The 25,220-nt window shown below is 54.2% G+C and carries 20 protein-coding genes and 1 pseudogene; 10 read left to right on the forward strand and 11 right to left on the reverse strand.

The window, feature by feature from the left end; all coding sequences use genetic code 11:
- The 4 genes and pseudogenes from QZJ86_RS18040 (at position 1) to QZJ86_RS18055 (ending at position 2,689) form a co-directional block, all read left to right on the forward strand.
- Complete coding sequence (locus QZJ86_RS18040; protein WP_301671876.1) at positions 1–603, forward strand: Uma2 family endonuclease; 603 nt, start codon at positions 1–3, stop codon at positions 601–603.
- Positions 604–621: 18 nt separating this feature from the next.
- The gene (gene gatB / locus QZJ86_RS18045; protein ID WP_301671877.1) at positions 622–2,061 is read left to right on the forward strand and encodes an Asp-tRNA(Asn)/Glu-tRNA(Gln) amidotransferase subunit GatB; all 1,440 of its coding nucleotides are present in this window, start codon (positions 622–624) and stop codon (positions 2,059–2,061) included.
- A gap of 68 nt (positions 2,062–2,129) precedes the next feature.
- Positions 2,130–2,357: a DUF433 domain-containing protein gene (locus QZJ86_RS18050; RefSeq protein ID WP_301671878.1), complete on the forward strand. Its 228-nt coding sequence runs from the start codon at positions 2,130–2,132 to the stop codon at positions 2,355–2,357.
- Positions 2,357–2,689: pseudogene (locus tag QZJ86_RS18055) on the forward strand (DUF5615 family PIN-like protein). Before QZJ86_RS18050 ends, QZJ86_RS18055 begins: the two are co-directional and overlap by 1 nt.
- A gap of 320 nt (positions 2,690–3,009) precedes the next feature.
- Here the strand turns inward: QZJ86_RS18055 and QZJ86_RS18060 are convergent.
- The 5 genes from QZJ86_RS18060 to QZJ86_RS18080 all read right to left on the reverse strand — a co-directional run bounded on the left by QZJ86_RS18060 (position 3,010) and on the right by QZJ86_RS18080 (position 8,355).
- Positions 3,010–3,522, reverse strand: coding sequence for a hypothetical protein (locus tag QZJ86_RS18060; protein WP_301671879.1), 513 nt, complete (start codon positions 3,520–3,522; stop codon positions 3,010–3,012).
- Positions 3,523–3,588: 66 nt separating this feature from the next.
- On the reverse strand, positions 3,589–4,599 hold the full coding sequence (locus tag QZJ86_RS18065) for a PEP-CTERM sorting domain-containing protein (RefSeq protein ID WP_301671880.1): 1,011 nt from the start codon (positions 4,597–4,599) through the stop codon (positions 3,589–3,591).
- A gap of 191 nt (positions 4,600–4,790) precedes the next feature.
- The gene (locus tag QZJ86_RS18070; RefSeq protein WP_301671882.1) at positions 4,791–5,408 is read right to left on the reverse strand and encodes a response regulator transcription factor; all 618 of its coding nucleotides are present in this window, start codon (positions 5,406–5,408) and stop codon (positions 4,791–4,793) included.
- A complete protein-coding gene (locus tag QZJ86_RS18075) occupies positions 5,398–7,791 on the reverse strand; it encodes a sensor histidine kinase (RefSeq protein ID WP_301671883.1) in 2,394 nt (797 codons plus the stop codon). The genes QZJ86_RS18070 and QZJ86_RS18075 overlap by 11 nt, the downstream gene beginning before the upstream one ends.
- A 303-nt stretch (positions 7,792–8,094) precedes the next feature.
- Positions 8,095–8,355, reverse strand: coding sequence for a hypothetical protein (locus tag QZJ86_RS18080; RefSeq protein ID WP_301671884.1), 261 nt, complete (start codon positions 8,353–8,355; stop codon positions 8,095–8,097).
- Between the two features lie 981 nt (positions 8,356–9,336).
- On the opposite strand from QZJ86_RS18080, the gene QZJ86_RS18085 reads away from it, so the two are divergent.
- Complete coding sequence (locus QZJ86_RS18085) at positions 9,337–10,194, forward strand: lytic transglycosylase domain-containing protein (RefSeq protein ID WP_301671885.1); 858 nt, start codon at positions 9,337–9,339, stop codon at positions 10,192–10,194.
- 509 nt (positions 10,195–10,703) lie between these two features.
- Positions 10,704–11,465 (forward strand): diguanylate cyclase domain-containing protein, encoded by a 762-nt coding sequence (locus tag QZJ86_RS18090; protein ID WP_301671886.1) that lies wholly within the window; start codon positions 10,704–10,706, stop codon positions 11,463–11,465.
- Between the two features lie 24 nt (positions 11,466–11,489).
- Here the strand turns inward: QZJ86_RS18090 and ppa are convergent, their stop codons facing one another.
- A complete protein-coding gene (gene ppa / locus QZJ86_RS18095) occupies positions 11,490–12,035 on the reverse strand; it encodes an inorganic diphosphatase (protein ID WP_301671887.1) in 546 nt (181 codons plus the stop codon).
- A gap of 93 nt (positions 12,036–12,128) precedes the next feature.
- Here ppa and QZJ86_RS18100 point away from each other — a divergent pair, with 93 nt between their 5' ends.
- Positions 12,129–12,923, forward strand: a complete 795-nt coding sequence (locus QZJ86_RS18100; RefSeq protein ID WP_301671888.1) for a DUF2797 domain-containing protein — start codon at positions 12,129–12,131, stop codon at positions 12,921–12,923.
- Here the strand turns inward: QZJ86_RS18100 and alr are convergent.
- From alr to QZJ86_RS18115, 3 genes are all read right to left on the reverse strand, one after another.
- A complete protein-coding gene (gene alr / locus QZJ86_RS18105; RefSeq protein WP_301671889.1) occupies positions 12,899–14,044 on the reverse strand; it encodes an alanine racemase in 1,146 nt (381 codons plus the stop codon). The two genes, QZJ86_RS18100 and alr, sit on opposite strands and share 25 nt — an antisense overlap.
- Positions 14,041–15,435: a replicative DNA helicase gene (dnaB, locus tag QZJ86_RS18110; RefSeq protein WP_301939028.1), complete on the reverse strand. Its 1,395-nt coding sequence runs from the start codon at positions 15,433–15,435 to the stop codon at positions 14,041–14,043. Before dnaB ends, alr begins: the two co-directional genes overlap by 4 nt.
- A gap of 112 nt (positions 15,436–15,547) precedes the next feature.
- Positions 15,548–16,786, reverse strand: a complete 1,239-nt coding sequence (locus QZJ86_RS18115; RefSeq protein WP_301671890.1) for an HD-GYP domain-containing protein — start codon at positions 16,784–16,786, stop codon at positions 15,548–15,550.
- Positions 16,787–17,060: 274 nt separating this feature from the next.
- Here QZJ86_RS18115 and QZJ86_RS18120 point away from each other — a divergent pair, with 274 nt between their 5' ends.
- From QZJ86_RS18120 to QZJ86_RS18130, 3 genes are all read left to right on the forward strand, one after another.
- A complete protein-coding gene (locus QZJ86_RS18120) occupies positions 17,061–17,768 on the forward strand; it encodes a PEP-CTERM sorting domain-containing protein (protein ID WP_301671891.1) in 708 nt (235 codons plus the stop codon).
- A gap of 55 nt (positions 17,769–17,823) precedes the next feature.
- Positions 17,824–18,498 carry a hypothetical protein gene (locus QZJ86_RS18125; protein ID WP_301671892.1) on the forward strand — a complete coding sequence of 225 codons (675 nt, stop codon included), beginning with the start codon at positions 17,824–17,826 and terminating at the stop codon, positions 18,496–18,498.
- A gap of 168 nt (positions 18,499–18,666) precedes the next feature.
- Complete coding sequence (locus QZJ86_RS18130) at positions 18,667–21,765, forward strand: efflux RND transporter permease subunit (protein ID WP_301671894.1); 3,099 nt, start codon at positions 18,667–18,669, stop codon at positions 21,763–21,765.
- Positions 21,766–21,799: 34 nt separating this feature from the next.
- Here QZJ86_RS18130 and hypF read toward each other — a convergent pair whose 3' ends face one another.
- Entirely contained in the window at positions 21,800–24,157 is a 2,358-nt protein-coding gene (gene hypF, locus QZJ86_RS18135) for a carbamoyltransferase HypF (RefSeq protein WP_320415830.1), read from the reverse strand.
- Complete coding sequence (gene hypE / locus QZJ86_RS18140; protein ID WP_407081668.1) at positions 24,121–25,086, reverse strand: hydrogenase expression/formation protein HypE; 966 nt, start codon at positions 25,084–25,086, stop codon at positions 24,121–24,123. The genes hypF and hypE overlap by 37 nt, the downstream gene beginning before the upstream one ends.
- Positions 25,087–25,220 lie beyond the last annotated feature (134 nt).

Genomic DNA, 25,220 nt, shown 5'->3' on the forward strand with positions numbered 1-25,220 from the left:
ATGGCTAAGATCACCGAATTGTCGCAACTGGATATGAACGGCACCTATAGCTACGCCGATTATCTGACCTGGCAGCTCGAGGAAAGCGTCGAGCTGATCAAGGGCAAAATCATGGCGATGTCGCCGGCGCCCAATCTGAAACATCAGCGAATTTCACTCAATCTGTCGCTCAGCTTGGGCAATCATTTCAAGCGTAAAACCTGCCAAGTGTTTGTTGCCCCTTTCGATGTCAAACTCTATGACAGCCGTAAATCCAAACTGTCCGACTTGGAAGTGTTCAGCGTCGTGCAGCCCGATCTATGCGTGATTTGCGATAAAAGCAAACTCACCGAACAAGGCTGCGACGGTGCGCCGGACTGGATCATTGAAGTGCTGTCGCCCGGTAACAGCAAAAAAGAAGTGCGTCTGAAATACGATCTGTACCAAGAAAACGGCGTCAGCGAATATTGGCTGGTTTACCCTTACGAACAAATCGTGCAACAGTTCGTACTCGACGACAGCGGTAAATATCGGCTCCATGCCTTATATCCCGGCAACGAAACCGCCACTCCGTATTTATTCCCCGAACTGCAAATCGACCTGAACGACGTTTTTGCCGAATAAGCTATAAAGGAACCACGAATGAACTCACAATGGGAAGCCGTCATCGGCCTGGAAATCCATACCCAACTCTCGACAAAATCCAAAATCTTTTCCGCCGCAGCCACCGCTTACGGCGCGGAACCCAACACCCAAGCCTGCGCGGTCGATCTGGGCCTGCCCGGCGTATTGCCTGTGCTGAACAAGGATGCGGTACGTAAGGCCGTGACTTTCGGCCTGGCCATCGACGCCGAAATCGCCCCGCACTCGGTGTTCGCCCGCAAAAATTACTTCTACCCCGACCTGCCGAAAGGCTATCAGATCAGCCAATTCGAACTACCCATCGTCGGCAACGGCCATCTGGACATCGAAGTCGATGGCGAAACCAAGCGCATCGGCATCACCCGCGCCCACCTGGAAGAAGACGCCGGCAAATCGCTGCACGAAGACTTCCACGGCCTGACCGGCATCGATCTTAACCGCGCGGGCACGCCGCTACTGGAAATCGTCTCCGAACCGGACATGCGCTCTGCCAAGGAAGCCGTGGCCTACATGCGCAAATTGCACGAACTGGTGCGTTACCTGGAAATCTGCGACGGCAACATGCAGGAAGGCTCGTTCCGCTGCGACGCCAACGTCTCGGTGCGCCCCAAAGGCCAGGCCGAGTTCGGCACCCGCGCCGAAATCAAGAACATCAACTCGTTCAGATTCGTCGAAAAAGCCATCAATTTTGAAATTGAACGCCAAATCGACGTCATCGAAGGCGGCGGCAAGGTCGTTCAGGAAACCCGCTTGTACGACGCCAACAAGGACGAAACCCGCTCGATGCGCAGCAAGGAAGAAGCCAACGACTACCGTTATTTTCCCGACCCCGACCTGTTGCCGGTGTTGATCGAAGAGAGTTTGAAAACCGAAATCCGCGCCACATTGCCGGAATTGCCTGATGCCAAGAAACAACGCTTTCTCGAACAATATGCGCTGGATGCGGAAAGCGCCGCGACGCTGACTTCGTCACGGGAACTGGCCGACTTTTACGAAGCTGTCGTCAAGGCCTCCGGTGGCGAAGCCAAGCAGGCCGGCAACTGGATGACCGGCGATGTGCTGGGCGCCTTGAACAAGGCGGGCCTGGAAATTACCGACTGCCCGGTCAGCGCCGAACGCTTGGCCGGCCTGCTGAAACGCATCGCCGACAATACCATCTCCGGCAAGATCGCCAAACAAGTGTTCGACAAACTCTGGAACGGCACCGCAACTGCGGATGAAATCATCGAGCAGGAAGGCTTGAAGCAGATCACCGACACCGGCGCCATCGAAGCCATCGTCGACAAAGTGATTGCCGCCAACCCTGGCCCGGTTGAACAATATCGGGCCGGCAAAGACAAGGCGCTGATGGCGCTGGTCGGCCAAGTCATGAAGGAAACCCAGGGCAAAGCCAATCCAGGAGAGGTAAATAAGATGTTGATTGAGAAGGTGAAAGGGTAAATTTGGCGGGCACAGGTTTTTCATGCTCACATTAGTTTTATCAAGAATCATCCGCAGGGAGCAAAACCATGCCCATAGACTACCGCAACATCATAACCCTGGAACCCGGCAAACGCGGCGGTAAGCCCTGCATACACGGCTTGCGAATTACCGTCTATGACGTGCTGGCATGGTTGGCCGACGGCATGACGGAAGCCGAGACTTTGGAAGATTATCCAGAGCTTGAAACTGATGATATTCGAGCATGTTTGGCGTTTGCTGCTAATCGTGGACATAGCTTGTCTGCCATTGTTTAATGAAATTATTACTGGATGAAAATCTATTGCATCGCGTACTGCCGTTTTTGCGCGACGCTTTTCCGGACAGTACCCAAATTACCTTTTAGACAAAAAACGTTGATGATCGGACTATCTGGAACTACGCCAAAGATAACGACTTTGTGATTGTTACTAAAGACGCCGATTTTTATGATCTATCGAATGTTTTTGGACAACCGCCGAAAATAATTTGGTTAAAAATCGGCAATCAATCCAAAACCGTTACGATTAATGCTCTAGTTACAAACCGACAAAATATTGAATCGGCATTAATCGACGAGCGAAAAGCTTGGATTGAAATTTACCGGTGATGTTGTTTTGACGCCGATTCTCGGACCGACAGCCGAGATACTTTGTTACGAAAACCCCCCCTGGCTTTCCCCCCCCCCCCCCCCCCCCCCCCCCGTTTGGCTGTTCAAATTCGCTCCAGGCGAATTATTTTTGCGTCGCCAAAGAAAAGCCTCCAAGAGAAAGGCGCCCCGGATGCCGCCTTGATCCTGCGCTCCGAAGCTTTCGACGAAGTTTGACGAGAGAAAATCCGGCCCCTTCGCCAACACGATGCATCCCGGCATTAAAACCGGACGGATTCCTCTTGAAGGATATTATTGATGTTTTGGGTAAAAATCCGTCGTCAATGAATGAACAGCTTTTCGATTTTGGCGGCCAGTTGCGAGGCTTCTGCGGGCTGGTTGTTGACGATGGTCACGCACTTTCGATAATCGGCTAGCCGGACGCACAGCTTCTTGCTGCCGACATCGGCCATTTTCATCGCCATGGTGGCGACTAGCGCATTGTCGCGTAGCAACACCTGTTTTTTTACCTGGTAGTTATCGGCTAATTCGAAAAAGTGGATGCGGTAAAAGTCGTTAAGCAAATCGAGCAAAGCATCGTTTGAAATTTGCAATTCAGTCTTTGCCGGATTTACGCCGGCGTTTTGCAGATAGCCATGGCCGTCGCCGTGAATGGCGATCTCGTAACCGCCCGGGACGCCATGGCCGGTTTGATGCAAAATAGAAATTTCAACCTCGGCCAGCGGATACTGCGCCGGAGGCACTGGTGTTGCGTCGACCGCCTCTGCGTGATTGGACATGGCTAGCACTCCTAACAGCAGCAAAGCGGGAAGCGGCAATTTATGAATTTTCATGGCCGACTGGGCTGGAGGAAATGAGGCTCCCGAAAGAACCTCATCTTAAGAAATGGCCGAAACCGATCAGACTGCACTGCGTCTACGATTGACGCCCAACAACCCCATCAGGCCACTGAGCATCAACCAAACCGCGGAAGGTACGGGAACGGCGGCCGGCGCGACGATTTGGGTATAGCCGATGTCTTTCAGTATGCCAAGCTCTATGGCGGATATTTCGCGCGTTTTTAATCCTGGTGATACGGTTGATGCCATGATCAGCTCGGCAAATGCTGTAGTGTCGTCGTCCAGATGCGAAAGGCTGCTACCGCCCGTCCAGGTAGTCGGTGCAAATATGTTAACGCCCAGGCCGCCATTGGCGGCAACCGCATTGGCGCCGTTAAACAATACGCTGCCGCTACCCCCTGTCAATGCAGCAACTTTGGTGCTATCGAAAACGCCGCCGGTGCCGATCAGTCGATTGCCCGAGGCATCGGTTAAAAAATTGTCGAAAGTAGCCCAGGAACCCTGGCTGCCTGGTGCGGCACCTTGATTATCAACACCACCATCGTTGATATTTCCGGCAAAGCCAAACGAGTGTAATAATTCATGGATAGCGACTTTTTTGAAATCATACGCATCCGCCGCGACATTATCACTCAACCCCCAGTTATAGAAAAAATTCCAATCGACGATGCCATCGGCATCGGCACCGTTGCCATCGGTTGCGCCATTAGTCAGAATTTTTGTTTGTACTATGGTTTCCTGAAAGGAACCTGGAACAACGAATTGACCGCTGCCCGCCGAGGCTAAGGTGTTTTTATCGATACTATATGAAGTAACATCGTAGGTTAAGTTTGCGGTGTAGTTGCTGAAATAAGCGCCTAACATGCCTGCTGCTTCATTTAGCGCCGCTTTTCTGTCCAAACCAACAGTCGGTTCGTCGAAGCCTTCGCCCGGATTCAGATAATTAAAGCTGAAGGTCAAAGCCGCTTGCGCAGGTTGAGCTATTAAACCAAGTGCCAAACATCCCGCCACGATGAGGGGCTTTGACGCACTTAGCGTGTTTCCGTGGTTCCTTGAAGACAGAATATTCATAATTTTTCCTAATTATTATGGTTAGACTTTATGGTCTACGGCATCCGAATCTGATGCCGTAGTCGCTAATGCAAGCAATGCCATGGCAGGGTATCAAAGGAAGAAATTGCCAGCTATTGGACCTTGGGCTAACAGCAAAACCAATTCCAGAAAGACATAGAGAGCCATTCGCCGTTCATATGCCTGATCGCTTACGAAACGACGCCGACGCGCTCCGCCAGCCGAACCAGTTCAACCAGCGATTTCGCCTGCATCTTTTGCATCACACGGGCACGGTGTACCTTGATGGTTTTTTCCACCGTGCCTAGATCCCCGGCAATTTGCTTGTTGAGTCTACCGGCCACCACATGCTTCAACACTTCAAGTTCTCTTGGAGTCAACGAGGCGAGGCGGCGCTGGATCAGCGTCAGTTCTGCTCGGGACAGGCGATTGGCGGCGTTTTTGGCGAAGGCTTCGCGTATCGCCGCAAACAACGCTTCGTCGGAGACCGGCTTGGTCAGAAAATCCACCGCGCCATCCTTGAGCGCGCGGACGGCGGTCGGAATGTCACCCTTGCCGGTAAGAAAGACGATGGGCAGATGCGCTCCTGCTTCGTTAAGCCGCTGCTGCACCTCCATGCCACTCATGCCCGGCATCGTCAGATCCAGCAACAGGCAGCCGGCTTGCTTCGGATCGTAGCCGTTCAGAAACGCTACCGGACAAGCAAATGCTTCGACGCGATAGCCGGCGGAGCGCAGCAGCCTATCCAGCGCCTTGAGTACCGACGGATCGTCGTCGATCAAGCAGATCGTGAATTCTCTAATGGTCATTGACCGGCACCTCCATAGCCGGCAAGCTGATGCGGAATGCCGCACCTCGCTCCGAATTGTTAACCAACGAAAGCCGTCCGCCATGGGCATCAATGATGGATCGGCTGATGGCCAGCCCCATGCCCATACCATTGGTCTTGGTAGTGAAGAAAGACTCGAACAAACGCGCCGCCACACCAGCAGGGACGCCCTTACCGGTATCGGTTACTTCGATGATGACGCCTCTTCCCTCGTTTATCCAGGTTCGAACCTTGAGTTTGCGCGTGGCGGGTTCATTCTCTACCATGACTTCGCAGGCATTGACGATCAGATTCAGCAGAACCTGCTGCAATTGCACCCAATCCACCGCCACGACCGGCAGTTCGTCTGCCAGTTCCACCTCAAGGCTAACTTGATGGGTGACGATGTCGTTATGCGCCAACTTCAGAGCGTCTCTTACGACTTCATTCGGATGCAACGGCTGGCGTTGCGATTCACCTCGATTAAATAATGAACGCAGGCGTTGAATAATCTCGACGGCGCGCTGGTCGTCATCGACGATGTCCTGCAAAGTGTCTCTTATTTCCTGCTGATCGACCGCTTCCCGGCCCAGCAGCCGTTGCGCCGCTTGGGCATTGGCGAGTATGGCGGACAAGGGTTGATTCAACTCGTGGGCAATGGAGCCGGACAGTTGCCCCACCAGCCCCACGCGAGCCATGCGCACCATTTCGTCGCGGTGTTGCTCAGCAGCCTGTTCCGCTAACTTGCGGGCGGTGATGTCATGGGAGACACCGACGATGGAAACGGCTTGCCCAGCCGCATCGGATTCCACCTGGCCCTGCATCGACACCCAACGATTCTTGCCATCAGGGTGGTTCACCCGGTATTGGGTTTCGAAACCAGCATTCGAGGCCAATGCAACTGCCACGGCTTTCTTAGCCTGCTCTCGGTCGGAGACATCGAGGGTGTTAAGGAAGCGCTCAAAATTGATAGATTCCAATTCGCCGATACCGTAAAGATTGCGGGCTTGAGGGGTCGCCCAGATGTCGTCGCGGCCGACGTTCCAGGCCCAAATGCCCACGCCCACCGCATTGGCCGCCAGGTTCATGCGTTTTTCGCTGTCCAACAGCTCGGCCGAGGTCTGCCGGCGTAATCGCCTTTCCAGCAACAGCAAGGCGATCAGCAGCGCCTGCAACAAGACCACGACTATCGCTGTGACAATGCGGCCGCAATAGGTTTCCCAAAAAGAAGGCTGCCGATACTCTAAGATGCTCCCTTGCGGAAGGGCTTTTTCATTGATGCCGAAGCGTTGCAATTGCCGCCAGTCGAAGATTAAGGCGCTTCGATGTATGGCGGGCAAGAAAAGGGCCGATGCCGGCTCGCCATTCAGCAAGCGCTGGACTATTTCGCCCGCTTGCCGTCCCATTGCCTCAAAAGTGCACATGTAGCCACCGACGATACCGGCACCGACATAAGAACTGTACGAACCATAAACCGGAACGGTCGAGGCCGAAGCGATCTGCACAATCGCATCGCGGTTGACGAACGACTGCCCGGCCCCGTCCCGTTGAAAGCTGCCAACAAAAACCAGTGTATCGCTTCGCAGCAGACTAAGCCTCTCCTGCAGCTCCGTCATTGGCAGATTCGCTAAGAAGTCCGCCTGAATCCGCCTGGGCAACATGACTGTGGCCTGACGCAATTGTTTTTCCACGTCGAGGTCCCAGGCGGAAGTTCCGGTGACCAACACCAGTCGCCGTGCTTGAGGATGTAAACGTAACGCCAGTTCGAGCGTCGGCAGAGGATCTGGATCGATAGGCACGCCGACCACGTCGGGCGGGGGAGACAAGGCTTTGAGTTGTGCCGATGTGACGGCTGCATGGACCACCGGAGTGCCTGATAAAAATTGCTCGCGATGGCGGAGCAAAAATCTCAGTGCCGTGGGTCCGCCAGCGACCACAACATCGATGTGCTTGCCTTGATATTTGCCTCGGAGAAAGTCGGTGAGCAGCGCTTCGTAACCTTCGTCGGCAAAGCGGCCCACGTCGAGAAATTCGGTCAGAAAGTCGACCGGCTGCCCACCTCCCTGCGCGGCAGACCTGATATTTTCATCCCCTACCATGATCGCTGGCGATAAACGGCTCTCGCCGTACACGATCAGCACCGTCCGAACCGGCTCGGCGGCCGTAGCCGGAGATATTCCGAGCAGGACGGTCAAGCCCACAAGGCCGGCCCGCTTGATTTTCGTATATGCCGGCAATGGTCGACTAAATCCGGTAGCCAGCCGGCCTGAGTTTGGGCGGATGCTTTGCGCCACGGAGAATTCTACCTGGGAATGACCGGGAAAACCCAAATCCCTCAAGGCCCTTGATCCTTTTGCCCAATTCAACAATCCGGTAACTGCCATTCTCGATTCAACCCGCCAAAATCCATATTCGTTATTCGAAACCTGTCAGGGCTGAGAGGGGCAACGCGAACCGTATCGTTCGCGACAAATGCGCCCCTTGGGGCGGCACCATACACATCGGCCCGGCTTTTTGCGTTGTAAGTGCTTGTCCCAAAAGTTAGCAGGAGCGCCATTCGCCAGTCAGTATTTTCAGCATCAAATTAATCATGGCAATATGCGCAAACGCCCGACTCGACTCCTTGATGACTTCATAATTTTTGCGCAAACGGCGATGACGATAAAGCCAAGCAGAAAGTACATTCTTCAACCCAGCGACGGCAACAACTCAGGGTCTTTGCATTTCGGAACGAAGGAAACCGCCCATACAATACGAAAATGTTCCGCTATCCAAGCGGTAAACGATTTACCACGGCAGCAGCCATCGCCCAAAATGCGCAGCAGTTTCTGGCAACGGCCGGTGAATTTGGTTCCGTCTCGTTCCGGCACATTCACTGCGGTTACGACGATCGCCAGCAGCGGTCCAGCATCGGCAAGGATATGGGATCCTGTATTTGGCCGCAACATACCCTTTTGCTATCCGCCAAGGCAGTGGTTTTGACGCTTTGACTATCAATACTGCCCGCCCGCAGGGATGGTATGACGTCCTGCTTTTTTGCCCGCCCCAAGCCCTTAGTGCCCCGTCAAAACACATCCGCGTCCCGACTTGAATCGAGCGCCGAAAATAACCGTATACCGTTTGATACGGCAAAAAATTAGGAGCGGCAGGAGTCGGCAGGCAAGGCTACCGGCAATAGGTCTTGAATCAAATTCCATTTTCCGGCGCTTAAATCGGTGGGGCAGTGTTTGCCGTATTTCTTCTTGACCATACTCAAAAGTCAGATTTTTTGCAGATTTTTGCCGCTTTGGGGACTTTTTAAAATACGTACCGACACCGTCATTCTGGCCGGCATGACGGCAAGCTCGGCGAAGCGAGCCGCCGAAATCGGCCTGTGACCGACACGATAAGCTGCAACGCTATCGGTCCTATAATGTATCCGATTCCACCGTAAATTCCGGAACGTTTTTCGTAGCAAAAGAATCTCGGCTGTCGGTCCTGCAGCCAACTTCAAAACAACCGCGGCTCCACTCCAACAATTTCCAATTAATAGCAGTCGCCAACATCGCAATCCTGATAAAAAACGGCAGCAATCGCGTCGCTGAAAAGCGTCATTTTGTCGCAGTCCAATCAAACCCTGTGCTATATTCGCCAAACCACGACCTGCCCATAAGGGCAATTTAAGATTTTTGGAAAGTGGGTATAGTGCAGAAAAACTTGAACTGGTTCTAATAATGCAAACTTAAAGTCTGCCAACCGCTGAACTATTTTAGGGTTTGACCAGCGTCCATCGGGATGCGATGAAGCGCAATTGCATGGAATCTCGGCCAATACGGCGATCAAGCTCGTGCAATGTATATGGTAGCTGGAAGATTGGGGGTTATTCGTTTAATCCTATTCCGGCCAGGTTTTAATAGAGCGTAGTGTCAGCAATACAGAACGAGAATTTTATGAACTTGAAATGCCAATTGCTACTTGCCTTGTGCTTAGGCCTCGCCACCAACATCGCTAGCGCCCAAGACATTGCGCCAGTTAATCTGGAACAAATCCGCAAGACTGCTTCCGATTTCGAACACGGCCGCACCGTCAAACAGGATTATCGGCTAGCTTTCGAAATGTATTGCAAGGCCGCTCTTCAAGGCGACGCCGAATCGGCTTACAGCATGGGTTTTATGTATTTCAACGGCCGCGGCGTTAGCCGCAGTATTCCGCTGGCCAGTCACTGGTTTAAACAAGCGGCCGAACGCGGCGACAGCCATGCCCAACAAATGCTGGCCCGTTTTGGCGATATGACGCCTAGTGCCGACCCCGCTTGCCAAGCGCCGGCACCGGAACCCGAGATTAAACTAGTGGCCGCCCCCAATCCTAACCGCCAGCTGGTCGAGAGCTGGGTTAAGGAGATTGCGCCGATCTACAGCATTGATCCGCAACTGGTCATGGCGGTGATTCAAGCCGAATCAGCTTTCAACCCCAGCGCCCTTTCGGGCAAAAACGCCCAAGGCCTGATGCAATTGATCCCGGAAACCGCCGAACGCTTTGGCGTCAAGGATAGCTGGAATCCGATTCAAAACATCAAAGGCGGTACCGCTTATCTGCATTGGCTACTGCGGCATTTCGAAGGTAAAGTCGATTTGGTATTGGCCGCCTATAATGCCGGCGAAGGCGCTGTGGAGCGTTATCAAGGCATCCCGCCCTATCAGGAAACCCGTAATTACGTGAAGCAAATCCTGGCTTCGTACCAAAAACCGACTCACCCGGTACCACCGCAAGAATTGCAAAAAAAACTGGTCATCGAACAAAAAACCTGATCGGCCTCCGCTTGAATCCTTGGCTTAGCTCAAGTTCGACCGCTATAGTTTGACGCTGTTTGCCGAGAACCGAACCTCGTTAGATTGGCTGCTCGATCCAACTCGCTGTCGACTAAACCGACCTCAGTTTAGCAAATACGATATTTCGTACCGTTAACGACATATCGTCCCGACTTCCGCTTGCAGTTGGTGCCTGCAAACCAGCCATCTCACTCGAAAACAGCAATAACACCCTGACATTATTGACAGTTACATCAGCCCGGTAACTCTTGGCATGGGAATTGAAGCTATCCAGGCAACCGCCAGCCGATAACGGGTTTGCGAGTCACTCAATTCAAAAAGGTTATTGCCATGAAAGTTGATAATTTGCTCTTAGCCGTCGCCGCATTGACTCCCACCGATACAACGGACGCCGGCACTTTGAACATGTGCCTCGGTGTCTCAAATCGCCAGCCTGCCGTAGCATTCCGGTCGACAGCAGCCGATTTAACTATTGAGGAGGTGCTCTGATGAATAATATGAGCAACTACCAGCGGAGCATTAACGCCGCTGTCTCGCCTCTCCTCGCCCAACGCTGGCTTGAGCAAACACCGCCATGCGAGAGCGAATGCTGTCAATTGCAGCAATCTCGTGAAGAAATTGCAGCTCTGCAGCGCGCCCTGACCATCAGCCAGCAGCAACTGGCTGGTGCCCGGCGGCAAATCGAATCGCTACGGCAATCGCATGCCAGTCTGGAGCAGCAATTGCTGGAGAGTAACGAAAACTATAGACAAGCCTTGCATTGCGCCCATCACGACGAACTGACCGGACTCCCCAACCGAATTTTGTTACTGGATAGGCTACAGCAGATCATGGCCCAAGCCGATCGCCAGCAAAAACCGGTGGCCTTGTTATTCATCGACCTGGACGAATTCAAAAACGTGAACGATAGCCTAGGGCACACGGCGGGAGATCAATTGCTGCGAGAGGTGGCCGCGCGCTTATCTGCCTGCCTACGCTATGGGGACACTGCTTGCCGTTACGGCGGCGACGAGTTTCTGATACTACTCGGTGAAGTCGACGACGATTGTAGCGTTGCAGCGGTGATAGAGAAAATCCAATCACGCTTGGCGGAAGCGTGCCTGTTGGACGGCACCCTCGTCTCGATCACTGCCAGCATTGGCGCCGCAATCTATCATCACGACGAACAAAGCAGCATCGATTTACTGAACCGGGCGGATAGCGCCATGTATCGGGCAAAAAAACTCAAGCTCTCTCAAGTGATCGGTTAAACGGAGGCCAGGCACGGATTGAAATCAGCGGCGGCTACTATGTGAACTTTTGTAGCGGCCGACACTATCGATAATTTCCTGCCGGGCTTCCTCAAGACCGCCCCAACCTTCCACGCTAACCCATTTACCCTCTTCCAAGTCTTTGTAATGTTGAAAAAAGTGAGTGATCTTGGCCAGCTTATCCGGCTGCATATCCTGATAATCGGTGACATGATTGTAGAACGGCGTCAGGCGCGGCATCGGCACCGCCAGCAATTTCGGATCGGGACCGGCCTCGTCTATCATTTTCAACACCCCCACCGGCCGGCAGTTGATCACGCAACCGCTCAGCAAGGGCGCCGGCGTGATGATCATTACATCAACCGGATCGCCGTCCTCGGATAGCGTTTGTGGAATGTAACCGTAGTTGCAGGGATATTGCATCGCAGTACCCATGAAGCGATCCACTGTCAGTGCACCGGTATGTTTGTCCACTTCGTATTTAACCGGATCGCTGAAGGCCGGTATCTCGACCACCACATTAATTTCAAACGGAATATTTTCGCCGGCGGCGACTTGCATGAATGACATCAAATCCTCTTTGAGTAACAGGTAAACGCTGTCATTATAGCCGGCGTTATCGGGCTATCGGGATTAAATAAGGTGTTAGGCAGTCTGCAAAAAATGACCAGCGCATTGGCCTGTCCAGTGCTTTACCGTTTGCCGGTCGGCGAACAACAAATCGATCTCAATCCCTTGCTGGGAAAAAAGCTGTCGTTACGCTACAGCGGCCAGATTTTCTGCGTACATTGCGGCAAGAAGAGCAGCAAAAGCTTCAATCAAGGCTACTGCTACCCATGCTTCATCAAGCTGGCGCAGTGCGATATGTGCATCATGAAACCGGAAACCTGCCATTACGCCGCCGGCACCTGCCGCGAACCGAGTTGGGGTGAGGAGTTCTGTTTCCAACCGCATATCGTTTATCTGGCCAACTCTTCCGGCATCAAGGTTGGCATCACTCGCCAGTCGCAAACCCCGACCCGCTGGATCGATCAAGGCGCGGTGCAGGCACTGCCGATTTTTAAAGTCGCTTCCCGCCATCTGTCGGGCTTGATAGAAGTCACTTTGGCACAGCATGTCAGCGATAAAACCAGCTGGCAGCAAATGCTGAAAAACAACACCGTGCCATTGGATCTGGTCGCCGTCCGCGATCAATTGCTCAATCAATGTCAGGATCAGTTGCACGCTATTGCAAAGCAATTTCCTGACAGCCCGCCGCAATTGCTCGACGACGCCGAGTCATTAACGCTGGACTATCCGGTGCTGCAATACCCCAGCAAGGTCAAATCCTTCAATTTCGATAAAGAGCCGCTGGTTTCCGGGGTATTGGAAGGCATCAAGGGCCAGTATTTGATCTTCGACAACGGCGTAATCAATATCCGCAAATTTGCCGGCTACGAGGTCGAAGTGACGGTTTGATCGGCCTGATCGTCCAAGCCTTGTTCGATGACCTGTACCCTTTGCGTAATCCCACACAACAAGGTATACGGAATGGTGTCGGCATGACGGGCGATCTCCTCCACCGGCAACCCGCCACCCCACAATGTCACTGGGTCGCTGGGTTGGGCATCCGGCAGGCTGTTCAAATCGACGGTAATCATGTCCATCGACACCCGGCCGATCAACGGCACGCGCTGGCCGTTGACCAGCACCGGCGCGCCACTCCTGGTATGACGATGATAACCGTCGCCGTAACCGATCGAAACCACTCCCAAGCGAGTCGCCGTCTGACATCGCCAGGTACCGCTATAGCCCACCGTTTCGCCGGCGGCGACGTCCTTGACCGCGATCAGCCTTGAGTGCAGGCTCATCACCGGTTTTAAACCGAAATCCACACCGCTCTTACCGGCAAACGGCGAACAGCCATACAGCATCAAGCCCGGCCTGACCCAGTCGCTGGCCCTGTCCTGAGCAGAGCCGAAGCGGACGTTGGGCCAACCGATGATACCGGCCGAGTTAGCGATGCTGCATTGGCCGGGATGGTCTTTCACCGCGTCGTTGAACAAATCGATCTGCCGGCGGGTTTTATCGTCCAACAAGTCGTCCGCATTGGCAAAATGGGTAATCAGATTGATCGGTTCCTCGACCAGCGCACAACTGAGCAATTGCCGGTAAGCGGCATTGAAATCGGCACCCTTGAAACCCAAGCGATTCATGCCGGTATCCATTTTCAACCATACGGCAAGCTTACCCTCGACACCGGCTTGCTGGTGCAAAATGGCGATTTGTTGCGGGGAGTGGATCACCGCCGCCAAGCGGTATTTCAACAATTGCAGCAACTCATCGACACAGACGAAACCTTGCAGCACCGTGATCGGCTGCATGAATCCGGCCTGCCGCAAGCGCACGCCTTCATCGACCCGCGCCACCGCAAAACCATCCGCCTCATCCAAAGCCGCGGCGACCCTGTCCATACCGTGTCCATAGGCATTGGCCTTGATCACCGCCATGATTTTGTTGTCCGGCGCATAGCGTTTCACCTGCGCCAGATTGTGGCGAACCGCGTCCAGATCCAGACGTACAAAAGCCGCCGGCATCATTCGTAATCATCGGGGCCGTTATAGACCCCGGCAAAATTTTCGAAACGGGTGTATTGCCCCAGAAAGGTCAGCCGCACCGTGCCCAACGGTCCATTCCGCTGCTTGCCGATGATCACCTCGGCGATGCCCTTGTCTGGACTATCCTCGTGGTAGACCTCGTCGCGATAAACAAAGATGATCAAGTCAGCGTCCTGCTCGATCGCTCCGGATTCGCGCAAGTCCGACATCACCGGCCGTTTATTGGGGCGCTGCTCCAGATTCCGGTTCAACTGCGACAGCGCGATGACCGGCACGTTCAGTTCCTTGGCCAGCGCCTTTAAGCCCCGAGAAATATCGGAAATCTGCTGCACCCTGTTTTCACCGCTGGACGGCGATTGCATCAGCTGCAAATAATCCAGCACGATCAAACCCAGCTGACCGTGCTCGCGAGTCAAGCGCCTGGCACGTGAGCGCACCTCGGTCGGCGTCAAAGCCGGCGTGTCGTCGATAAACATTTTGGTTTCGGCCAACAAGTTGATAGCCGAAGTCAGCCGCGGCCAGTCGTCGTCGTCCAACTTACCGGTCCGGACTTTGTGCTGATCGATACGACCTAGCGAAGACATCATCCGCATCGCCAGCGCTTCGCCCGGCATCTCCATACTGAACACCGCCACCGGCATGCCGCTTTTCAGCGCCACGTTTTCGGCCATGTTCATCGCGATAGTGGTTTTACCCATCGACGGCCGGCCGGCGACGATGATCAAATCCGACGGTTGCAGGCCGGATGTTTTTTCATCCAAATCGGTAAAACCGGTGCTGGCCCCGGTAATGTCGCCGTCGAGTTCGTACAGGGTTTCGATTTTATCGACAGCCTTAGCCAGCAAGGACTTGATCGAATGGAACCCGCCTTGGCCGCGTTGACGTTGCTCGGCGATTTCGAATACCTTGCGTTCGGCATTTTCGAGCAAATCGGCGGTTTCCCGGCCCTCGGTGGTAAACGCCGAATCGGAAATCTCGGTACCGACGTGAATTAATTGCCGTAACACCGAACGGTCCCGGACGATATTGGCATAAGCGACGATATTAGCGGCGCTAGGCGTATCCCGCGCCAGCATACTCAAATACGCCAGCCCACCGACGTCCTGCAATTCGCCGGTGGTCTCCAACACCTCGGATAGTGTCACCACATCGAAGGGGTCTTGCTTCTCGGCTAATTGGGCGATGGAACGAAAAATCAGCCGATGATCCCGGCGATAAAAGTCGTTCTCGGTCACCTTGTCGGCCACAGAATCCCAAGTTTGATTGTCCAGCAACAAACCGCCCAACACCGATTGCTCGGCTTGGATGGAATGCGGCGGTACTTTTAAGGATTCGACGGCCTGGTCGGGAGTGAAATAATAATCTTCGGACATGGAGATATTGGGAACGGCGGGTATAAATCGGACGGGCATTATACCCTCATTTAAGCATGCCAATCCCCTGCCAGCTAAAGCGGAACAACCGGGAAGAAGCGACAGACAGGTTTTAATCGATCGGGCAATAGCCCTGCGCCAATTCGTAATAGCGGTCCGCGTTCGCAACCAGCTTGGCAACCACCTCGCCGTCTAACACGCCATCCTCCACCAATTGCTGGAGATGATCGATAATATCGGCCAAGTGCATGCCCTCACGATACGGCCGCGATTGCGCTAAGGCCTGAAAAATGTCGGCGACGCTGATAATCCGGCATTCCAGCTCCAGCGATTTGCCGAGCGTCTTAAACGGATAGCCTTCGCCGCGCAGATTTTCATGATGCAAGCCGGCCCACTCAGGTATTTTGGAATCGGCAAACACCCGCTGCAGAATCCGGAAAGTATCGTAACTATGCCGCTGCATGCAGGCCCGTTCATCGGAGGTCAAGCTGCCGGGCTTATCGATAATATCCTCGGAGACGCGCAGCTTGCCAATGTCGTGCAGCAAACCGGCAATCTCTACCTGATCCAGATCGGAACCGGCAATGCCGAAATCCGCCGCCAAACACCGAGCGATTTGCGCAACCCGTTCCGAATGTTGTTCGGTATAAGGACTCTTGGCATCGACAATCCTCGAAAACAGCCGCGCCATTTCTCGCAGAGCGGCGTAACCCAGCTCCACTTCCGCCACGTCTCGCCCAAGTTCACGTAAATCCTCGTCCAGATAATCCGGATCCATCGCCAACCAAAATGCCTGACTCCTCGCCAGCTCGGCAAATGCCGCCAACAATTCCGGCGCAAACAGACAGCCGGAATAACTTTGTAAACACTCCACGATTCGTGGCGCGGCGACCAGGATTTGTTCGCTATTCAGATAGGGTACTTGCAACACATCAATGCGATCAGCCAGGAACAACAGATTGGTGCGCAGCCGCAGTCTCTGCGACAGCGGCAATAACAACAACTCTTCCCAGCGAGTGTGATGATAGCGTATCTCGTCTGCCAAATAAGCCAACGGCGGACATGCTTCCAAGTATTCCGCGCCCCGCAGGCAATGCGCTTCGGCGCCATCCCATTCCAGCGATTCGGTCAGTTGCCGGTGCTCGCGAATCTTGGCCACCCCGCAATCGTGCAACATGCCTGCGTAGAGAATGCTCAATCTCTCCGCCTCCGGCCAGCCGAGTTTATCGGCGATATGCCATGCCATCATCGCCACCCGTTTGCCATGCTTGACTTCGTCGATACCGACCAAATCCAATGCGCAGCTCAAAGAAATAACTGAGCGATGCAAATCGATGTGTTGACTATCCATAAGCTGGACTCCATGTTGAGGTGGTAGCACGATGCTACCGTACTTTAAAAGAACGGCAAAGCATGACGACGGGCTTGTGTGCCAGTAGGCAATCACAATACTCCCTATAGGCGCCCCCATGACAATTCAAAACCTCATTGCTGTCAAAGCTGTCAGCCTCACTGACCGAACTGTCAGCAGCATCGTCAAAACCTTCGACACTTCACAACTAAGCTATTGATTAAATTTACTTTAAAAAGTTGGTTCCATTTTTGCGTAGATAAAGCCGTGCGCTATGCAACAGCAAACGTTGCGCGCGAGTTATCTATTTTTTCAGCCCCGACAAAAAGGAATCGACGTGAACGCCGTAATACCAAAATTGTACTTACCAGGATTAGTCCTCGCTGTAGCCTTGTTTACCCCATCCGCCGAATCGGCCGTATTAATCGACACTTTTTCCAAATTTCAGTACGCAACAAATAGCTTTAGTGGTCCGCTTAGCGTGCCAGGCACTAGTTTGAGCAATCTACATAGGACACTGACAGCGACCACGTCTTCCAGCACGGCAACTACGGAAATTGTGGTTGAAAAGGGCAAATTGAGTATCAGCAATAGTACCGATTCGACTGGTACAGCGCGCATCTTTTACAGTTTCAATACCATCGATTTCACAACGTTCGCCGATGTGCTACTGCTTACCACCCAATTTAGCGACGCCAACTACGAAGTTGAAATGGTTGCCAACAGTACTTCAATCTTAAGTTTTCAAAATTTGGGGGGCGTGGGCCGGCACATCGTTAGCTTCATGCAATTCTCCGATCCATCAGCCTTTAAACAATTGCATAGCCTGGAACTTAAACTACGGGGAACCCGAGCCGCCTGGGATGCTCGCTTTAGTTCACTGACAGCGGGTAGCGCAACTGTTCCAGAACCTTCGGTAACTGCTTTACTGGCGATTGGCGTGGCAGGAATTGCCGGCGTCGGGCGCAGAAAAATAGCGTAGCTTGAATCCACCCAGATTATTCCCATTTTCAACTTTGACCGCACTGACAGCCAAAATGCAAACCCAATATTTGAAAAAATACCTCTCCTTGATACTTTTGACCATAGCCTTAGCTTTATCCAGCCAAGGCCAAGCCAATCCCCTGACGATAGACAATTTCACGCACAGTCAAACCGTATTCGACCGAGGCGATAGCACGGGAGCAAGCACCAATACGATGACAAATCTTACCGGCACCGATCTGGCAAACGCATCCAGAACCTTTATCGCCGAAGCAACTGTCGATAGCTTTGCCAACAAAGAAGAAATCGTTTCCGGCGAAAGCTTACTAAAAATCTCTAATGCTGCAGGCTCTGCGGGAACCGCCTCCATCTTGTGGAGTTTCGATCCCATCAACCTAAATACCCACGGTAACGCAATCTTGCTAAAAGTGCTGGCAATCGATCTTAACGTCAATGTAGAAATGGTGGCTAACGACACCTCAAGTTCCGGCGTAAAAATCTTTGGTGCCACCACTGATTTCCTTGTGAACTTCAACGATTTTACTGACCCAGCCGCGTTTGCAAACCTTCATCGCTTTCGCTTGAATTTCACCGGCCCAGAGGCATGGGACGGACAATTTCAGCTACTGGCGACCACAACCCCAGTGCCGATACCTGCTGCATTTTCCTTAATGGGTTCCGCTCTATTAGGTTTCATCGCGGCATCCCGCAGAAAAATGACTTTGTAGCCATCCCCGACACCGACGGCAGAATATTATCCGACCATCATCATTTAAATTAGCCAGCACCAACAGCACTCCCCCACCGGCCTGCCGCAATCTGGCAACCCCCGCGGGCATGGACCAAATCCGGCTGACAAGGCACAATAGCCTGCTATTTAACGCCCTTCGTCGCTCATGCTCGCACTTCTGGTCCGTTTTTCCATCCGTTATTCCGGCATCGTCGTCGCCTTGGCGCTGCTGCTGTTTGCTTACGGGATTTACCATCTAGCCAACGCCGGCCTGGATATTTTTCCGGAATTCGCCCCCAAGCAAGTCATCATCCAGACCGAAGCGCCCGGCCTGGCCGCTGAACAAGTGGAAGTGCTAGTCACTCAACAAATCGAAAACTCCATCAGCGGCTTGATTGGCTTGCAAACCCTACGCTCGCAGTCAATCCAGGGTTTGTCCATCGTCACCGCTACGTTTAATGAAAACAGCGATGTCTACCGTAACCGGCAATTAGTCAGCGAACGCTTAAACAGCCTAGGCCAGCGCTTGCCGGCCGGCGTGGGCACGCCGGTAGCTGTGCCCTTGTCATCCTCCTCGGCCACGGTGTTAACCATCGGCTTGAGTTCGGACAGCAAAACATTGATGGAACTGCGCAGCCTGGTGGACTGGACGCTGGTACCGCGTCTGTTGGCTGTGCCCGGCGTGGCCGACGTCAATGTGTTCGGCGGCGACATTCAGCAATTGCAGGTGCAATTGCAACCGGCAGCCTTACAACGTTTTAATCTGTCGATAGACGACATCGTCAACGCGGCGGCCGGCGCAGCGGAGATGAACGGCGCCGGTTTCATCGAAAACGCTAACCAGCGGTTTACGCTGCAAATCAGCGGCCAGCCGGCCAATCCCGAGCAGTTCAAACAACTGATCGTCAAACGCCAGGACGGCATGAACGTGACCTTGGCTGACGTCGCACAGATCGGTTATGCGCCGGAACCGCCCATCGGCGCGGCGCAGATTATGGGCAAGCCTGGCATCGTGATGATGGTGATCGGCCAGTACGGCGCCAACACCTTGTCGGTGTCGCGGCAGGTTGAAGCGGTTCTGGACGAGTTCCAACCCATCTTCAACCAGCAGGCCGTGGATTTCTACTCACATTTGTTCCGGCCGGCCGATTACATCGAAACTTCCGTGCATAATCTGTCCGGACATTTACTGGTCGGCGGCCTATTCGTACTGGCGGTGCTGTATGTGTTTTTATTCAATCTGCGTAGCGCCTTTATTGCCGCCACCGCGATTCCGTTGTCGCTGCTGACCGCCGCGCTGGTACTGCTGGAATGCGGCGTCAATCTGAACATCATGGTGTTGGGCGGGTTGGCGATTGCGCTGGGCGAGGTGGTGGACGACGCCATCATCGATACCGAAAACATCTTTAGACGCCTGCGCGAAAACCGCTTAAAAATTTTCCCGGATAGCGCAGAAACCGTGATTTATCACGCTTCGCTGGAGGTGCGCAGTTCAGTGGTTTATGCCAGCTTCATCGTTGCCTTGGTGTTTGTGCCATTGTTGACGCTGGACGGCGTCAGCGGCCGGCTGTTCGCGCCGCTGGGCGTATCCTATATTCTAGCGATTTTAATGTCGCTATTGGTCGCACTCACGCTGACGCCGGCGCTGTGCCATTTGCTGTTTCGTAACAAACTACCGGACGACAGCGATCCGCCCGTGTTACGCCGGCTTAAACCGCTGTATGCCCGACAATTGCTCTGGACAATAAGGCATTTCAAAACAGTGGCGATAGTGGGCGTGCTTGCCTGCCTGATCGGCATCGCCGCCTTTCTGCGCTTGGAGCATAAGTTTCTGCCGGAACTGCGCGAGGGCCATTTCATCGTCCACACCGCCAGTGTGCCAGGTACTTCCTTACAGGAATCGATCCGCGTCGGTAGCCTGCTGACCGGGCAGATCATGGCTATCGACGGCGTGGAATCGGTGTCGCAATGGGCCGGCCGCGCCGAACGCGGCGCCGATACCTACGGCAGCCATTACAGCGAATACGAAGTACGTCTAAAGCCCTTATCCGGACAGGATCAGCAGCAAGTGTTGGACAGTCTGCGCGAGATACTGGCGCAATTCCCCGGCATCAATTACGAAGCCAACACCTTTTTGACCGAGCGGGTCGACGAAACCATTTCCGGTTACACCTCGCCGGTGGTGGTGAATATCTACGGCAACGATCTAGCCGAACTGGACCGCAAGGCCCAACAACTGGCAACACTGATCAACACCATCTCTGGCGCGGAAGATGTGCAACTGCGCTCGCCGCCAGCCACGGCCTTACTCCAAGTCGAGTTGAACCTGGAGCAGTTAAAGTTTCGCGGCATCAGCCCAGCACAAGTGATGACCGCACTACAAACCGCTTACGAGGGCCGCATCGTTGGCAAAAGTCTGCAAGGCAACCGGATTTTCAATGTTGCCGTGGCATTGGCGCCGGAATGGCGCAGCCAACCCGATTATTTAGCACAGCTGCCGCTAAAAAATAGCGAAGGCCAGCGGGTGCTGCTCGGCGAAGTGGCCGAGATTCGCCACGGCGAAGGCCGCTATAACATCTTGCATCAAGGCGCGCAACGCATCCAGACCGTCACCTGCAAGGTCGAAGACCGCGATATGGACGCGTTCATGACGGAACTGAAACAACGGGTACAAAACGAAATGAGCTGGCGCGACGGTAGTTATCCGGAATTCATCGGCGCGGCGCTGGAACAAGCCAAAGCCCGTGAGACGCTGATCATCCACGCCTTACTGGCCGGTGCCGGCGTGCTGATTTTTGTATTCATCGCGTTGGGTAGCCTGCGACATATGCTGCTGACTTTGCTGAACCTGCCGTTTGCATTGCTGGGCGGGGTGGCAGCGGTAGTCATCACCGACGCCACCTTGTCGGTCGGTTCCTTCGTCGGCTTTATCACGCTATTTGGCATCACCGTGCGCAACTGCATCATGCTGATCTCACATTACCAGCATTTGATCGAACTGGAAGGCCAGGATTGGTCCACTGAAACCTTGATTCGCGGCGCCCAGGAACGCCTGCCGGCCATCCTGATGACCGCGCTAGTTACCGCGCTGGCCATGCTGCCGATTGCGATAGGCAGCGATAATCCGGGCCGGGAAATCATGGGACCGATGGCTGCCATCATCATCGGCGGTTTGGCCTCTTCGACTGTGTTGAACTTGTTGCTGTTGCCGGCGATTTTGCAGCGATATGGCAGGTTTGAAGTGGCGCTTGATAAGCAGGTTTAGATCCAGCCAAATAACGCAAGTGCTTGTTTATGGGTTAAATATGCCGCGCCGCCGCAATTACAGCCTGCCCCAGAGCCAACCCGCCGTCGTTCATTGGATAATGTTGCGGCGACAATACGGTTTTATCGTGTTGGCGCAATTGATCGCTAACCGCTTCCAACAACAAACGGTTTTGAAATACGCCGCCGCTTAAGACGATGCTATTCGCGCCGGTTTGGCGACTCAAGCCATTCATCACATCGACGGTCGCGACAGCCAAGCTGTGGTGAATGCGGGCGGCGATGCGAGTTTTGTCGGTGCCGCATTTGAGATCATTCAGCACCGCTAACCAGAGGCCCTGCCAGCTTAACACCGCCAAAGCGCCGCTAGAGTCGATAGACCAGGCTTGCGGGTAAGGCCGTTCTTCGGCAAATAGCGGCGTCGCCAAAACTTCCAACGTAATCGCAGCTTGGCCTTCGTAATCGACCCGATCCGCATGTAAACCTAATGCGGCGGCAAATGCGTCGAACCAGCGCCCGCAGGAGCTGCCGAGTGGCGAGTTGAGTTTCTTATCGATCATCGCGTCCAGCGTTGCCAAAGGTTTGCCTGCCAACCACTGCATGACTTCCAAGTCCGCATAATCTCGCTGTAAAGCTTGCCAATCGAAATAATACCGTAGTTGCGCGTAAGTATTACGCCAAGGTTCGCGCATCGCCTGCGTACCGCCGGGCAAAGCGATGGGCTGAAAATGTCCCAGTCGGGTGTAACCGCGGTAATCACCCAACAAAAATTCGCCGCCCCATAATTCGCTGTTCTCGCCCATCCCCAGGCCGTCGAAGATCGCCGCCAATACCGGCGGTGCATCCAGCCCCACGCCATGCTCCGCCAGACAAGCCGCCAGATGAGCGTGATGATGCTGGGCGCTGACTAATTCGGCCACTTCGGTCGCCGCCAAAGTATGGCCGTATTGGGTCGACAGATAGCCAGGATGCTTGTCGACAACAATCCGATCGGGACAAAAGTCGTTAAGCTTTCGGTACAAATCGATGGCTTGCCGGTAGTCTTGTTGCACGGCGGCGCTTTCCAAATCGCCGATATGCTGGCTGACAATGGCCTGGCCATTTTTCAGCAAGCAAAAACTGTTTTTTAATTCACCGCCCATCGCCAAAGTATTTCCGGATTCTTCAAAACCCTTTGGCAATCTTAATGCCTCCGGGCTATAGCCGCGCGCGCGGCGCAGCATACGCATCTTGCCGTCCATCAATCGCACTACCGAATCGTCCAGCCGATTGACGATATCGCGGTCGTGCAGCAACCAATAATCGGCAATGCCCGCCAGTTTTTCCCGCACCTCGGCGTTATCGGTGCATTGCGGTTCGTCGCTGACATTGCCTGAGGTCAACACGATAGGCGCATCCAGCTCCTGCATCAGCAAACTGTGGAGCGGCGTATACGGGAGCATGAAACCCAGCTTGTCGTCATCCGGTGCAACACCAGGCGCTAACGATTCGCCTTGCGCTTGCAACAGCACGATAGGCGCGGTGTGATGCTGCAAGACTGACAGTTCCTGAGAGTTGATAAGCGCATAACGGCTTACCATAGATGCATCCCTTGCCAGCAACGCAAGCGGTTTGGCGTAACGACGCTTGCGCTGTCTGAGCATATCGACGGCCTCGGCATTACTCGCGTCGCAAGCCAGATGAAAACCGCCCAGACCCTTGATGGCGACTATAAAGCCTTGGCGAAGCATCTCGGCAGATTGGCTAATTGGATCGTCCATGGCTCCCATGCTCTGCGTGGGAACGATAAGCGCTTCCAGCCATAACTTCGGCCCACAAACAGGACAACAATTGGCCTGAGCGTGAAAGCGCCTGTCGGCAGGATCGTCGTATTCCTGCTTACATTGCGGGCACATTGCAAACGCCGCCATGCTGGTATGACCACGGTCGTACGGCACGCTGCGCACAATGGACAGACGCGGGCCGCAATGGGTACAGTTGGTAAACGGGTAGCGGTAACGGCGATTATCGGGATCGGCTATTTCGGCCAGACATTCCGGGCAGGTGGCGGCATCGGCGGCTATTGGGGTATCGATACCATCGCTCCGACTGGCGACGATCTGAAATTCGCTGGGCGCGACGCCGGCTAATTCTTCGATTTCCAAGCCTTCCAAGCGCGCTAGAGGCGGCAACTGCAGAGGTATTTGCTCGATAAAAACATTTAGATCCTGCTCTTCGCCGAACGCACGAATCATCACCCCTTCGCCATCATTCCATACCGAGCCGGTCAGGCGGTGTTGGCGCGCCAGATGCCAGATCGCCGGCCGAAAGCCGACGCCCTGCACCACGCCGCGAACTCGAATCGCCTTGCCGGGCATCAGCAGATGCGCGGCAACTGCTCGCCGACCGGCCAATCGACAATACGCCGCCCGCCGAAAGCCGTGGTCATTTGCACGAAGTCGTGTAGATCGGCTATGACGTTGCCGATGATAGCCGCGTCTCGGCCCAGCGGATGTTGGCGCATCGCCGCCAACAAAGCCTCGGCGGCATCGGCCTCGCAGATGCAGACCAATTTGCCTTCGTTGGCGACATACAAAGGATCGAGCCCGAGGATTTCGCAGGCGGCTTTGACTTCGGCCTTGACCGGAATCTTGGCTTCGTCTATCACCATACCGACGCCGGACTGCTTGGCTAACTCGTTCAAAGCGGTCGCCAGCCCACCGCGCGTCGGGTCGCGCAAACAACGCAACGCCGACGGCGCGACCGCGACTAGCTCGGCAACCAAACCGTGCAGAGCTGCGGAATCGGAAACGATGCTGGTCTGAAATTGCAGATTCTCGCGACTGGCCATGATCGCCACACCGTGATCGCCTATCGAACCGCTGACTAAAATCGCGCAACCCGGCCGGGCCCGGTCGCCGGAGATATTGACTCCGTCCGGCACCACGCCGACGCCGGTGGTGGTAATGAATACGCCGTCTCCCTTACCGCGCTCCACCACCTTGGTATCGCCGGTCACAATCGGCGTGCCGGCGGCCTTGGCGGCGGCAGCCATGCTGATCACAATTTTTTCCAAAACGGCCAGTGGCAAACCTTCTTCCAGGATAAATCCCGCCGCCAGATACAAGGGCTTGGCGCCGGACATCGCCACGTCGTTCAGCGTGCCATGCACGGAAAGCGAGCCAATGTCTCCGCCCGGAAAAAACAAGGGCGAAATGACATGACCGTCGGTGCTGATCGCCAACCGACCGGCCGGTACATTGAATAAAGCTTGATCGTTATGCTGGCACAGCAAGTCGTTATCAAAATGCTTGATGAACAATTCGTCGATCAACTGCGCCATCGCCCGGCCGCCACCACCGTGGCTGAGATCGACGTGGCCGGTTTTTAGATTTAAAGGGGTTGCGTAACGCTCTGGCACGGGTTATGTCTCGTTATTGAAATGAATGCAAGTGGCAGGAAAGCTTAAATTTACAT

The sequence above is a fragment of the Methylomonas montana genome (assembly GCF_030490285.1).
In the GTDB taxonomy this organism is placed as follows: Bacteria; Pseudomonadota; Gammaproteobacteria; order Methylococcales; family Methylomonadaceae; genus Methylomonas; species Methylomonas montana.

Excerpts from the sequence above, each read along its gene's own strand:
- QZJ86_RS18040 (WP_301671876.1), top strand. The coding sequence starts at position 1 with ATGGCTAAGATCACCGAATTGTCGCAACTGGATATGAACGGCACCTAT.
- gatB (WP_301671877.1), top strand. The coding sequence starts at position 622 with ATGAACTCACAATGGGAAGCCGTCATCGGCCTGGAAATCCATACCCAA.
- QZJ86_RS18050 (WP_301671878.1), top strand. The coding sequence starts at position 2,130 with ATGCCCATAGACTACCGCAACATCATAACCCTGGAACCCGGCAAACGC.
- QZJ86_RS18060 (WP_301671879.1), bottom strand. The coding sequence starts at position 3,522 with ATGAAAATTCATAAATTGCCGCTTCCCGCTTTGCTGCTGTTAGGAGTG.
- QZJ86_RS18065 (WP_301671880.1), bottom strand. The coding sequence starts at position 4,599 with ATGAATATTCTGTCTTCAAGGAACCACGGAAACACGCTAAGTGCGTCA.
- QZJ86_RS18070 (WP_301671882.1), bottom strand. The coding sequence starts at position 5,408 with ATGACCATTAGAGAATTCACGATCTGCTTGATCGACGACGATCCGTCG.
- QZJ86_RS18075 (WP_301671883.1), bottom strand. The coding sequence starts at position 7,791 with ATGGCAGTTACCGGATTGTTGAATTGGGCAAAAGGATCAAGGGCCTTG.
- QZJ86_RS18080 (WP_301671884.1), bottom strand. The coding sequence starts at position 8,355 with ATGTTGCGGCCAAATACAGGATCCCATATCCTTGCCGATGCTGGACCG.
- QZJ86_RS18085 (WP_301671885.1), top strand. The coding sequence starts at position 9,337 with ATGAACTTGAAATGCCAATTGCTACTTGCCTTGTGCTTAGGCCTCGCC.
- QZJ86_RS18090 (WP_301671886.1), top strand. The coding sequence starts at position 10,704 with ATGAATAATATGAGCAACTACCAGCGGAGCATTAACGCCGCTGTCTCG.
- ppa (WP_301671887.1), bottom strand. The coding sequence starts at position 12,035 with ATGTCATTCATGCAAGTCGCCGCCGGCGAAAATATTCCGTTTGAAATT.
- QZJ86_RS18100 (WP_301671888.1), top strand. The coding sequence starts at position 12,129 with ATGACCAGCGCATTGGCCTGTCCAGTGCTTTACCGTTTGCCGGTCGGC.
- alr (WP_301671889.1), bottom strand. The coding sequence starts at position 14,044 with ATGATGCCGGCGGCTTTTGTACGTCTGGATCTGGACGCGGTTCGCCAC.
- dnaB (WP_301939028.1), bottom strand. The coding sequence starts at position 15,435 with ATGTCCGAAGATTATTATTTCACTCCCGACCAGGCCGTCGAATCCTTA.
- QZJ86_RS18115 (WP_301671890.1), bottom strand. The coding sequence starts at position 16,786 with ATGGATAGTCAACACATCGATTTGCATCGCTCAGTTATTTCTTTGAGC.
- QZJ86_RS18120 (WP_301671891.1), top strand. The coding sequence starts at position 17,061 with ATGCAACAGCAAACGTTGCGCGCGAGTTATCTATTTTTTCAGCCCCGA.
- QZJ86_RS18125 (WP_301671892.1), top strand. The coding sequence starts at position 17,824 with ATGCAAACCCAATATTTGAAAAAATACCTCTCCTTGATACTTTTGACC.
- QZJ86_RS18130 (WP_301671894.1), top strand. The coding sequence starts at position 18,667 with ATGCTCGCACTTCTGGTCCGTTTTTCCATCCGTTATTCCGGCATCGTC.
- hypE (WP_407081668.1), bottom strand. The coding sequence starts at position 25,086 with ATGGCGCAGTTGATCGACGAATTGTTCATCAAGCATTTTGATAACGAC.